At 65.3% G+C, this 294-nt stretch carries 1 protein-coding gene; it reads left to right on the plus strand.

The window, feature by feature from the left end:
• Positions 1–213 (plus strand): PLP-dependent transferase (locus NE591_RS14960; RefSeq protein ID WP_256157069.1); only part of this gene is annotated, 213 nt, incomplete at its 5' end.
• Positions 214–294: the final 81 nt, after the last annotated feature.

Raw genomic sequence — 294 nt, forward strand, 5'->3', positions numbered from 1 at the left:
ATGAAGAACCTGCGCCTGGCCCAAATTGCCACCCATGTGGCGGACGCCCGCACCTGCGTGCTGCACCCGGCCAACGCCTCGCACCGGCAGATGAACGACGCGGAGCTTGAAGCGGCCGGCATCAGCGCCGACCTCATCCGCCTGTCCTGCGGCATTGAAGATGCCGCCGACCTCATCGCCGACATCGACCAGGCCCTGGCTGCCGTGGAATAGGAGGACGCATGCCCATTCGCATTCCCGACGCGATGCCGGCTACAGCGGCGCTGGTAGAGGAGAACATCTTCGTCATGACGG

This window comes from Adlercreutzia sp. DFI.6.23 (assembly GCF_024462535.1).
GTDB lineage: Bacteria > Actinomycetota > Coriobacteriia > Coriobacteriales > Eggerthellaceae > Adlercreutzia > Adlercreutzia rubneri.